Below are 12,053 nucleotides of genomic sequence, written 5' to 3'. Positions count from 1 at the left end.
CCTGTATAAAATATACCGGCAAGTTATAATACTTCTATTCCAAACTGGCGCAGGTGGTGAAGGGCATGCTTGTGCATGATCTGGATATTCTCTTCAAAATTCAATTCACCAAATGCGGGATGTATTGTTTTTTTGGTTGGCTCATTTTCGAAAGCCTCAAAAAAATAGATCAGCTCTTCCTGTAATTTTCCAATGGCAGCTTCCTTAGTATGCTTTTTTAAAGGCAACGGCTCAGGTGGCAATACGGGGCTTTTGGTGTTTTCTTTGAACTGTTTTTCGCTGAGCATGAATTCACGAAATTTCGGGAGTTTATCGGCAGGTGTTGCTATAGGCAATTGTATTTTGCCACTTGCAACCATTGTTACATCTGTAAAATGCTCAATCATCTGTTGCAAATTCATTTTACCCCAACGGGCCGGTGTATTTGCTTCCAGTCTTTGAAGCAGGGAAATAAATTTAGTCCGAAGAAAATTCTCTTTTTCCAGGCTCATTAGTGTGTTTTGGATTTGCAAGATTACGACTTTCGCATTCTTTTAAACAAAAAGTCCCGTCCCGATAGCTATCGGGACGGGACGAACTTTATGAATGTAACTTTTATTTCATTTTTTTATCGATAGTTGCTGATAAGCGGTCAAATATATCATCCACCGAGCCTTCGCCTTCTAATATTTTAAATTTCCCTGCTTTTTTATAATGCTCTGCAACCGGGCTGGTTTCCTTCTTGTAAACATCAAATCGTTTACGGATCACAGTCTCATCTGTATCATCGCTACGACCCGAAGTTTTGCCGCGGTTTAATAAACGTTTTATTAGCTCCTCTTCGTTTACTTCCAGCAAAAGCACGGAAGATATTTCTGTTTTTTTTAATGATAACAATTTATCCAATGCTTCTGCCTGTGCTTTTGTACGGGGAAATCCATCAAACAAAAAACCAATGGCTTCTGCATGTTTATCAAAAAAAGAATCCACCATACCGATCACCACTTCGTCTGGAACCAGTTGGCCTTTATCAATAAAATGTTTTGCTTCCATCCCCAGCGGTGTCTTTTCAGTTATTTCGCTGCGCAATAAGTTACCGGTTGAAAGATGCACCAGTTTATATTTCTCCACCAGCCGCTCAGACTGTGTTCCCTTCCCGCTGCCAGGCGGGCCGAATAAAATAAGATTGAACATTTAACTTACTAACCTTGGGTGAATGACAAATATAATAACCGGCTTTTAAAATTCTCAGAATAGAGCCCTGATTGCCAAAATAAAGCCCCAAAAGGGGGTTTGTAAAGGATTGTTAAGGCTTTAGCCCTGTCAGCAGCCCCGCAAACCAGCCAACCAATGATTACGTAAATTTGTTTAATCAAATAAATGAACATGAAAAAGTGGAACCTGGTAATAATTCTCATGGCTGGCCTGTTTCAGCAGTGCAGCTACTCGCAGAATTCATCAAAAGAAAATAAAAAAACAACGACTATGGAAAATAATGAAAAGAAAAACCCTGCCTATTCAAGAACTGATACATCAAAAGTGAATATGAGTGAAGATGAATGGAAAAAAGTGCTGCCAAAAGATGTTTATTCTATTGCCCGGTTAAAAGGTACAGAAAGAGCCTGGACAAGTAAGTTTGAAAACTTTAGTGATACAGGCACTTACTATTGTGCTGCCTGCGGTAATCCTTTATTTAAAAGCGATACCAAATTTGACAGCGGTTGCGGCTGGCCAAGTTTTTATGAACCTATTTCCAAAGGAAGTATTATTTATACGCCGGATAACACATATGGCATGACGAGAACAGAAACACAATGCGGCCGCTGCAAAGCACATTTAGGCCATGTGTTTGATGATGGCCCTCCGCCAACGGGTTTGCGTTATTGTATCAATGGCGTAGTACTGGATTTTGAAAAAGCAAAAGAGGCGGAGAAAAAGTATAATGAAAAGGAAAATCCTCAATAAGATCTGATGATTATCTCTGATAAAAAACTCCTTCCCAATAGAAGGAGTTTTTTTATTTCCCGCATTTACAGCCATCTGTAAAAAGTTTTTTCCGCTCGCCATCTTATCCTTAAGTTTAGCCTCCCAAACAAATTTAATTATGAGAAGATTCCTGTTGATGATCGCAACTATATTCGTTTGCATCAGTGTTACCGCACAAAAAGTTTCTTTAGAACAATTTAAAAATCTTAAACCCCGTAATATTGGCCCGGCCGGTATGAGCGGACGCATCACATCTGTTGACGTAGTTGAGGATAATCCTAATATTATTTACCTGGGCTCAGCTTCCGGTGGCGTATGGAAAACCGAGAACAGTGGTAATTCATGGGCGGCTGTGTTTGATGAACAACCTACTCAGAATATAGGCTCTGTAGCGGTTCAGCAATCTAATCCGAATATTGTTTGGGTAGGAACGGGTGAAGGAAACCCTCGCAACTCTCTTAATCTTGGTGAGGGTATCTACAAAAGTCTGGATGCCGGCAAAACATGGAAATGCATGGGCCTTGAGAAAACAAAAAATATTCATCGCATTATTATCGATCCTGCTAATTCAAATACAGTATATGTAGCAGCAATCGGTAATCCTTTTGCAGCACATCCTGAACGTGGTGTTTTTAAAACAACTGATGGTGGTGATACATGGACAAAGGTTTTATATACAACGGATAGTTCTGGTTGTGCCGATATGGTAATGGACCCTTCAAACCCTAACCGGATCATTGCTTCTATGTGGCAACACCGCAGAACACCTTGGGATTTTAAAAGTGGTGGACCCGGCAGCGGTTTATATATCACAATTGATGGAGGCAAAAAATGGAAAAAGCTGGGCAAGGACGATGGATTACCAGATGGTAATTTCGGAAGAATTGGATTGGCATTTGCCACCAATGATCCACGCCGTGTGTATGCAATGGTGGAAGCGACAAAAAATGGTTTTTATAAAAGCGATGACGGCGGCATGAAATGGGAGTTGGTAACGAATGATGCGAGATGGGTAACTAATCGTCCTTTTTATTTCCAGGATATAAGAGTTGATACTAAAAACGAAAATCGTATTTACAATATTCATGACCGTGTTGAAATGAGTGAAGACGGAGGAAAAACATTCAACGATTTCTTACCTTATGCCGGCATTCACCCCGATCATCACGCATGGTGGATCAGTCCGAAGGATCCTAATTTTATGATCGAAGGAAATGATGGTGGAATTGGTATTACACATGACCGTGGTAAAAACTGGACCTTTGATGATAAAATTCCTGCGGGCCAATTTTATCATATAAATGTTGACAATGAAATTCCTTACAATGTAATGGGTGGTATGCAGGATAATGGAACCTGGCATGGCCCTGCTTATACATGGATCAATGGCGGCATAAAAAATTATTATTGGAATAATGTTGGCGGAGGTGATGGATTCGATGCTATGCCCGATGCAGAAGATGCAAGCTGGGTATATAGTCAGAGCCAGGGTGGTAGTGTTGGAAGAAGAAACTGGAAAACAGGTGAAAGCTGGTTTGTTCGTCCTCCATCATTAGATCCTAATTTGATATTGCGTTTTAACTGGAACTCTGCCTTAGCACAAGACCCGTTTGATAAAAAAACAATTTACTTCGGTAGCCAGTTTGTACATAAGAGCCCTGATAAAGGCGTGAATTGGGAGATCATTTCACCTGATCTTACTACAAATGATTCAATAAAAATTGCTGCTTTTAAAAATACGGGTGGATTAACAATGGACGTAACCGGTGCAGAAACACATTGTACTATTCTTACATTGGAGCCATCCAGGAAAGAACAAGGATTATTATGGGCAGGTACAGATGATGGTAATGTGCAACTGACAAGAGATGGTGGAAAAACATGGACAAGTTTCCGCGGAAAAATCCCGGGCTTACCTGCAGATTGCTGGATACCCCAGATAAAAGCATCGGTACATAATGCAGGCGAAGCATTTGTTGTTGCCAATGATTATCGTCGCGGAGATATGAAACCTTATATTTTTCGCACAACAGATTATGGAAAAACATGGACAAGATTAGTAGATGAAAATAAAGTGAAAGGATATGCACTCTGTGTACAGCAAGATGTTGTTGAGCCGAATTTAATTTTTGTTGGTACAGAAAATGGATTATGGATAAGTTTTGATAATGGAACTTCTTTTCAACAATTTAAAAATGGTTATCCATCTGTATCCACTTATGATTTTGCAATACAAGAACGTGAAGCTGATTTGGTGATTGCAACATTCGGCCGTGCATTATGGGTGCTGGATGATATTCGTCCATTAAGAAAAGCCGCAGCAAATAGTGGCAAAGCATTCACATCTCCCATTACTGTTTTTGCAGCGCCGGAAGCATACCAGGCACAATACAAAGCGGCGAACGGCTATGAGTGGAGTGTACTAGGTTTATATGATGCAGAAAACAGGAGACGAGGTGCCGAAGTTTCATTCTTTATCAACAAACCAAAAGGTGCAGATACTGCAAACAGGCAACAACCGGCAGCAGCACCAGTACAACCTGCTGCAGCTCCACAAGGTGGAGGCGGAGGAGGTGGTAGTGGAGGCCGCGGCGGCGGTGGTTTTGGTGGGGGCGGATTCGGACAAGGTGGTGGAGGGGGCAGAAGAGGTGATAGTGCAATGGTGAGAATTTATAACTCCAGTAATGAACTGATAAGAACATTACGTTGGGGTGTTGATACTGGTTTCAACAGAAACTACTGGGGAATGGAAGAAAAGGGATTTCGTCAGCCCGGTTCACCAAAACCTGCACCGGGGGCACAAGAACCGGGAGGCTTTACTGTATTGCCCGGCACATATAAATTAGTAATGACCTATTCAAGAGTATCCGATTCAACATTTATAGTTATAAAAGATGATCCGAGATTGGGCAATCGTAATGATATAAAAATTGCTCAGCGTAAAATGTATGATCGCTTAAGAAAGAGTGCTGATAAGTTAACTGCTGGAATGGATCAGTTAACTGAGAGCGAAGAGTTACTTACTAAAATGCAGGCTCAGCTACGGGGTGTAGAAGGAAAAGACGCTGATTCATTAAGAAAGTCAACCACAAAGATGCAGGACGAAATAAAAGCTATTCGTGAGTTAATTAGCGGTAAGACTTCTGATAAACAAGGTCTGTCAAGAAACCCGTTTGAAATAACTGTAATGACACAGATGCAAACTGCAACGCAATCGATAGGAAGTAAAATGGTGGCTCCGGGTGCGCAACCTGAAAAATTAGTGGAGAATGCTGAAAAATCGATAAAGGAAGCAGTAGATAAGATCAATGCTTTCTACAGTGGCAAATGGAAAGATTATCGCCAGCAGGTAGAAGGAACGAAAGTGAATTTGTTTAAGGATTATAAGCCGATTGAATAAACGGTTGCTTAATAAAAAAACGGGACTTACAAAGTCCCGTTTTTTTATTCAATGATCTTTTCAAAATCAATAAACCGCCCATCGTAGGTAAAGCCCTGGATAACTACTCTTAATTTTTTTGCATTATCAGAGTTAAAGAACCGGATCTTTACTTCTCTTTCTTCGGATGTGATATTTATATTAGGGTTCCAGTAAACTGTTTTACGTTTATCTTCCTTTGTAAAAACTCCATTAGAATAATCCGGTTGTGTGAATTGCTGCGATGCTGTATAACCCGGGGCGAGAAAGAAATTATCATGTCCGAGTTCAGCAACGCTGTAATCATCTGGTTGTTTTGTCCATATAGCGAGTCTTCCTGCAACTCCAAAACCAAACATCGCATTGGTACCTGCCGGAAAATATTTTACCAGTGCAATATCTTTTATAGAAACAGAAAGTAAAGCCTGAACATCTACTTCTACTTCATTCAGGTAAACCTGCACTGGTATCGGACCTCCTGTCAGTGACATGGCCCTTGATGTAGTAAGAGAGTAATTTGAACCGCCACGCCAGTCGATTCTCAGGCCGGGGACTCTTCCCTGCAGGTATTGAAATATATTCTGTGCCCCGCCTTGCGGTGGTTCGTTTACAAAATCAAAAAGCCTAACATTACCCATAGAATTAAACAGCCCGCTTGCATATTTTCTATTCACCATTTCGGCCGGTTTTTTTCTTACCGCACGTACCGTTACATTCTCCAGCAGCTTGTATTCTTCTTTTGTTTTTTCGATATAAGTTTTTACAGCCGCAATTTCCTTTTTGATCTCAGGTTTTGTAAACGACAGTCTCTCTGTTAACGATGATGCAAGTGACGGTGCCGTAAACGCCGGAACTTTTAATTCTACTACTTTATCCAGTGTCACTTCTACTTTACCAGTCTTCTTATCATCCGGTTGAAAATGAAACCGTGCCGTATCATCATACACCAATCCATCCATAACAAACCGACCATCGTTGCTTACCGGTAGTTTAATAAATGAACTTGAGGAATCCTTTGTACGCATCATCACTACGAGATTTCCCTTTGTTACCAGTTTTTTGCTGCCATATTTAAATACTCTTCCAGAGTGAGTGATATAATTATCCTGCAAAGGAGCCTCTGTAGCTTTCTTAACTATGGGTTGAATCCAGTTTCCTGTAATAGCAACAAGATCATTCGCTGATTTTTCTTCGGGGTTTGCTTGTATGCCTCGTAAATCCAATTCGGGGGATGAAGATTCAGCATTTATCAAAACTGAATTAATAATGCTGTTATTCCCGTTTACAGCATCTATATTATCTACAACTGTTACAGCTACTGAAAAATTGCCTTCTGTTGAATCAGGCAAGCCGACAGTAATTACATTTTTAGCTTTAGATGAAAGATTGATCGTATCCTTTTTAAAAATAAGTTCTGCCTGCATATCGGGTTTATATATTACTACATGGCGCATGGCATATGCTTTTTCGTCTGCATCAGTTACTGAAAGATGTAAAATGCCAGGTGGTAGTTTTGTCAGCGGAATGATCCCGTTTGATTCATTGTTATCAAATTTTAATGGCTGCCGAAAAACAATTTTATCAAACATCACACCTGTTAACATAGCTTCATTGTTTTTAAACAGATCAGATGTCTTCTGAACGAGATAGATCTTTCCTTTTGAATTATCCGCTACGCTTAATAATACGCCACTGCTTTGAATAGCCGGCAAATTGAATTCTTTCTTTTCATTTCCCTGTAAAACTAATTCTGCTTTATACTTTTCATTTATTGATGGCACAAAACTAAAACTTCCTGTTCCATTTATGTTATTGGCGGCAAACACTACCGTATCATTTTTTGAATTAGACACCAACAATGCAGCATTGCTAAGTTGCGCAGTCGGAGTTATTAATGTAAACGCAACAGTATTAGTTAAACCTGAAACAAGCTGACCGCTTTCAGGATAAAACTGAACATTATAAGATGTAATGGGGTTAGTCGTATATTTTTCGGGAATAAAAGAAGGGTTTAATACTGCGATCAGTTTTGATGGTAAAATTTGCTTTCCTGATTGCAATAATTGAGGTGTGTAGGCCCGCAGAAAATAATAGCCATGCTGTAATGAATCACCTACTTCAAAATTACCGTAAGCCATTCCTTCAAATACCGGAAGCTTATGTGTGAAGAGGACAATCCCTTTTTCATCTATTAGTTCCACAAAAAGATTGGTGCTGAATGAACCGGGCACATGGCCATCGAACAAATAAGCTTTATACCAGATGGTATCACCAGCTATACAAGTTGATTTATCTGTATGAATAAAAATCCTTTCTGATACAGCTTTGTCATCTTCCTGTGCAGATTGGGTGTATGAATAAAAACCAATAAGGAGAAAGCAGAAAAGCAAAACAGGCTTTTTCATAAGTAATACTTATTAGTAATGATATGGGTAAATTTGCTTGCTGCTTCAGTACCTGAACCCGTAATGAGACGTAACTAAATTAGATTACTTTCCCTGTAAAGGAAAATTTAAGATGTCAAATAAATTGTAAAGATTATTCGATGACCTTATCAAAGCTTACAAGCCGCCCGTCGGTAGTAACACCTTCGAATACCACATGAAAGCGTTTACCTGTATCATTGCTATAAAATTTTATACGTATCTCACCGGTCTCTGAGTTTGCTTTTACATCCGGGTTCCAGTAAATCGTACTGCGGGTATCCTTTCTTTTTTTATCATCAATGCTATAGTCTGGGGCTGTAAATATTTTACCCGAAACATAACCCGGGAATATTAAGCTGTTAGTATATTTCTTTTTTGAGTTATTTAAGTCTTCAGGCTTGCGGGTATAAACACACAGTACACAAGACAAGCCAATACCCGGCAACGTAATAGAGCCCGGTGCAAAATATTTTACCAATGCGATCTGGTCAAGCGTTATACGGGAAATCATATCCATGCTGGTCTCTTGTTCATCCAGGTAAACTTTACCGGGTACAAGACCCCTGCTGTTTCCGCTCAATGCTTCACGGGTGGATGTGCTGCGGCTGCTGTAAATAGCATAATTGCCAGCAGCTTTTTCAATTGTAAAGCCACTCATTTTACCAACGATATAATCAAAAATGTTTCCCTGGATATTTGACGGCGGTTCGGTAACAAGGTCGAGTACACGGGCACTGGACATGCCGCTGAAAGCACCTGTTGCATATCTATTATTTACGTCTTTTGTTCCACCTACCGGATTTTTCTTTTGTGGTTCTTCTTTTTCTTTTTGTGTAATGCGACTTGCCAACCCTTCGGTTGTTTTTAAATCAGCGATCAATTGAGCAGCTATTGATGCAGATGGTGTATTGAGCAAATTCTTTTTGGAAGCAACCCATTGCTGTACGGAAAAATTTTTCAACAACGCTGAATAATCACTGTTATCCCTGTCAAATTCAATTTCAGAATTTGTAGGGCGTTCTTCTTTACTGCCTGCCCAGCGGTAATAAATACGAGCTGTATCTTGAAAAGCCAGTTCATAGAGTTTAAAACTTCCATCATCCATTACAGGCACGGTATAAGTATGATCGGTTGAGTCTTTTGTTCTTACTAAAATATCCAACTGTCCACCGGTAAGCAGCTTGTTGTTTCCTTCTTGAAATATTTTTCCTTTGAATGGCAGGTGCAGTTCATCAACTAACCTGGGGGCTTTTGTTTTTGCAAAAAAGGCCCAATCATCATTTACCCAGCTGCTGGTGAGCATTATCAAGTCTCTTACTTCTTCATCTTTCACCTGCATATTTCCGAATTGTTTTTTTCCCGGCTGTGTCAATAAGGATGTAAAAATGTTTTCTTCATTTACAGAAAGGATCTCTTTGTCAGCATCGGTAACAGCAATTGAAAAGTTTCCTTTCGTATTTGCTGGTAAAACAAAACTCCACTCATTTAGTGTTTTTGGTCCGCTGCTTTTTTGGAGGGCTTTAAACTCAACCGGCACATGACTGCTTTCTAGCGTCACATAACAGGCTCTTTGAGCCAACAGATTATTTGATTTATCAAATGCATACAATCTTAAAATGCCCTCACTAAGATTTGCTGTACTTACTAAACCCTGTGCTTCATTTTCTTTTAATTCTACATTCGCTTTTAATACAATTAAGTTATTCATTACGGCCAGTAGCAACACTTCTTTAGGAGCAGCAGGATCACTGGGCGAACTAAGCAGAGTAAACACTTTTCCTTCTTCATGATCTGCTACATTCAGTGCTATGCCATTATCTATTCCGGCAGGTAATTCAATTTTTTGTTTTGTGCGGTCAGGAAATAATAATTCAGCAAAATATTTTTCTCCTTTTACCGGTGGAAAACTGAAATAACCTAAACCATATTTATTAGTAGAAAACGATCCGAGATCTTCGCCTTTGGAACTTAGCAGGTTACCGCTTACTAAAGCTGGTTGCATTTTTTTATCTGTACAGCGGTAAGCAAGTACATTACTTACACCATTTAAAAGCCTGCCACCTTCAGGAAACCATTCAAAAATATAACCTGCACCCGCATCTGCCGAAGCAGCAGTAGTAGAGGGATTAAAAACAGGCACTGCTTTTTTAAATAAATAAGTAGGGTCAAAAAAACGAGTATAGTTTGTCCAGGCCCTAACCATATAAATTCCTTGCGGAGCTGTAGTCGGTATATCAAATTGCCCGTTGATGCTGCCATCGACTATAACAGGTAATTTTTTCGACTGCAGTACTTCGCCTTTCTCATTCAGGAGTTCTGCAAAAAAATTAGTACTTACAAGACCATCGGTTCCTGCCGTCCGCACATAAGCTTTGAACCAGGCCGTTTCTCCTGCCACATATGCCTGCTTATCAAAGTGCATATACAATTGTTCGGTGGGTATACTATCGCGGTGTCGGTTAAGCACTTTTATCGGGTCCTGTGCAAATATTGAAATAGTTAAAAAAATAGTAGCGAGGAATAAAGCAGACTGTTTCATGTTAGTTGTTTTCGAATAAATCAAAGCATTCCCAATCGGGGCGGAAAAATAGGTCAAATTAGCTAAAGAAAACCTACCGCCGGTCAATATGAATTATAGACCTCAAACCGGACTGTTTTGCTGCAATCCGCTTACATTTGCCGCTGATATTTTTAAACAACGATTATTGCAGCAAATGAAGCTCTCACAACTTTCCGAAACACTGATCGGCTCTGAAATAGTAAAACTTGGCGGCGAAATAAGAGAAAAAATCAGGCAGGGTGAACGAATTTTCAATTTTACTGTAGGTGATTTTGATCCCTCCATCTTTCCCATACCTAAAGAACTGGAAGATGCAATTGTAGATGCTTATCGAAAACATTTTACCAATTACCCGGCGGCAGAAGGAAACCTTGATCTAAGAGAAGGTATTATCTCTTTTATAAAAGACACAGAAGGGCTTGATTACGGCCTCAACGAAATATTGGTAGCATCCGGGGGCCGTCCATTGATCTATGCCACCTTTAGAGCCGTTTGTGATAAAGGTGATAAGATCATTTATGCGACACCTTCCTGGAACAATAATCATTACACTCATTTTGTAGAAGGCCAGCATGTAGTGATCGATGCAAAAGCAGAAAATAATTTTATGCCTACAGCAGATGAAATAAGACCTTTTATAAAAGACGCAACTCTTATTTCGTTATGCTCACCTCAAAACCCAACTGGTACAACTTTCCGCAAAGAGGAGCTGGAAGCAATTTGCGATTTAGTGCTTGAAGAAAATACAAGACGGGGTGATAGTGAAAAAAAACTCTATGTAATGTATGACCAGATGTACTGGCATCTTACTTATGGTGATATCAAACATTACAATCCTGTTTCACTCAGACCTGCGATGCGTGACTACACAATTTTCATTGATGCCATCAGTAAAGTGTTTGCTGCTACAGGTGTACGGGTGGGATGGAGTATGGGACCACAAAAGGTAATTGCAAAAATGAAAGCCATACTTACCCATGTAGGTGCATGGGCGCCAATGGCTGAACAAAAAGCAGTAGCGGGTTATCTTTCAAAACGAGATGATATCCAACAATACCTTGTACATTTTAAAAAAGAAATTGAAGAAAGACTACGTAAAATATTTGAAGGCTTTAGTAAGTTGAAAAATGAAGGATTACCCGTTGATGCCATTGCCCCTGAAGCAGCAATTTATCTCACTATAAAAATTGACCTGGCCGGAAGAAAAACAGCAGATGGTAAAATATTAGAAACACAGTCTGATGTAACAGCTTATGTTCTTAACGAAGCAAAACTTGCAATCGTTCCTTTTTATGCATTTGGAACCAGCCGGAATAATCCGTGGTATCGATTAAGTGTTGGCACTTGTAAAAAAGAAGAGATTGGTGAAATGATTGGTAAACTAAGAGAAGCTCTAAAGAAAATAAATTAATTCTTCCCGATCAGGAACCTGAACGGTTTCAACTCCAGGTATTTTATTGCTTTGAGAATCTTGCGACTATTTTGTGTAATACTGTTCCTGTTTACCAGTTCATATGCTGTGCAGAAACTTCGGGGTGATTCGATCATCGTAAGCAAATTATCAAGCCATCCCATTTCTTTTTCAATAGCCGATTCATTGGTGTAATGGCTTTTTGCAAGTATCAGTATTTCGTGGTTGGTCCGTTTCATAACCAATAGGCTCTACCTGGGGTTTGACGGGCAT

The 12,053-nt window shown here is 39.7% G+C and carries 8 protein-coding genes; 3 read left to right on the top strand and 5 right to left on the bottom strand.

Features of this window, described 5'->3' with window-relative positions:
* Positions 1-23 precede the first annotated feature (23 nt).
* Together E6H07_06560 and E6H07_06555 are read right to left on the bottom strand one after the other, a co-directional pair.
* On the bottom strand, positions 24-491 hold the full coding sequence (locus E6H07_06560; GenBank protein TMI65570.1) for a DUF1569 domain-containing protein: 468 nt from the start codon (positions 489-491) through the stop codon (positions 24-26).
* A gap of 103 nt (positions 492-594) precedes the next feature.
* A complete protein-coding gene (locus E6H07_06555; protein ID TMI65569.1) occupies positions 595-1,173 on the bottom strand; it encodes an adenylate kinase in 579 nt (192 codons plus the stop codon).
* A gap of 192 nt (positions 1,174-1,365) precedes the next feature.
* Between E6H07_06555 and msrB the strand changes: the two genes are divergently transcribed.
* Both msrB and E6H07_06545 read left to right on the top strand, forming a co-directional pair.
* Entirely contained in the window at positions 1,366-1,944 is a 579-nt protein-coding gene (gene msrB, locus E6H07_06550) for a peptide-methionine (R)-S-oxide reductase MsrB (protein ID TMI65568.1), read from the top strand.
* A gap of 139 nt (positions 1,945-2,083) precedes the next feature.
* A complete protein-coding gene (locus tag E6H07_06545) occupies positions 2,084-5,365 on the top strand; it encodes a hypothetical protein (GenBank protein ID TMI65567.1) in 3,282 nt (1,093 codons plus the stop codon).
* A gap of 44 nt (positions 5,366-5,409) precedes the next feature.
* On the opposite strand, the gene E6H07_06540 is transcribed toward E6H07_06545, so the two are convergent.
* Together E6H07_06540 and E6H07_06535 are read right to left on the bottom strand one after the other, a co-directional pair.
* Positions 5,410-7,788 (bottom strand): hypothetical protein, encoded by a 2,379-nt coding sequence (locus E6H07_06540; protein TMI65566.1) that lies wholly within the window; start codon positions 7,786-7,788, stop codon positions 5,410-5,412.
* Between the two features lie 133 nt (positions 7,789-7,921).
* A complete protein-coding gene (locus E6H07_06535; GenBank protein TMI65565.1) occupies positions 7,922-10,348 on the bottom strand; it encodes a hypothetical protein in 2,427 nt (808 codons plus the stop codon).
* A gap of 175 nt (positions 10,349-10,523) precedes the next feature.
* Here E6H07_06535 and E6H07_06530 point away from each other — a divergent pair, with 175 nt between their 5' ends.
* Positions 10,524-11,780 (top strand): aminotransferase class I/II-fold pyridoxal phosphate-dependent enzyme, encoded by a 1,257-nt coding sequence (locus E6H07_06530; protein ID TMI66484.1) that lies wholly within the window; start codon positions 10,524-10,526, stop codon positions 11,778-11,780.
* On the opposite strand, the gene E6H07_06525 is transcribed toward E6H07_06530, so the two are convergent.
* On the bottom strand, positions 11,777-12,019 hold the full coding sequence (locus E6H07_06525; protein TMI65564.1) for a hypothetical protein: 243 nt from the start codon (positions 12,017-12,019) through the stop codon (positions 11,777-11,779). The genes E6H07_06530 and E6H07_06525 overlap by 4 nt on opposite strands.
* Positions 12,020-12,053 lie beyond the last annotated feature (34 nt).

This window comes from Bacteroidota bacterium, assembly GCA_005882315.1.
GTDB lineage: Bacteria > Bacteroidota > Bacteroidia > Chitinophagales > Chitinophagaceae > VBAR01.
The sequence above is the reverse complement of the archived record's forward strand: the minus strand, read 5'-3'. Positions and strand labels throughout refer to the sequence as shown.

Bases quoted from the DNA above. Each gene is read 5' to 3' on its own strand.
- E6H07_06540 (TMI65566.1), bottom strand. From the start codon at position 7,788: ATGAAAAAGCCTGTTTTGCTTTTCTGCTTTCTCCTTATTGGTTTTTAT.
- E6H07_06560 (TMI65570.1), bottom strand. From the start codon at position 491: ATGAGCCTGGAAAAAGAGAATTTTCTTCGGACTAAATTTATTTCCCTG.
- E6H07_06545 (TMI65567.1), top strand. From the start codon at position 2,084: ATGAGAAGATTCCTGTTGATGATCGCAACTATATTCGTTTGCATCAGT.
- E6H07_06555 (TMI65569.1), bottom strand. From the start codon at position 1,173: ATGTTCAATCTTATTTTATTCGGCCCGCCTGGCAGCGGGAAGGGAACA.
- E6H07_06525 (TMI65564.1), bottom strand. From the start codon at position 12,019: ATGAAACGGACCAACCACGAAATACTGATACTTGCAAAAAGCCATTAC.
- E6H07_06530 (TMI66484.1), top strand. From the start codon at position 10,524: ATGAAGCTCTCACAACTTTCCGAAACACTGATCGGCTCTGAAATAGTA.
- E6H07_06535 (TMI65565.1), bottom strand. From the start codon at position 10,348: ATGAAACAGTCTGCTTTATTCCTCGCTACTATTTTTTTAACTATTTCA.
- msrB (TMI65568.1), top strand. From the start codon at position 1,366: ATGAAAAAGTGGAACCTGGTAATAATTCTCATGGCTGGCCTGTTTCAG.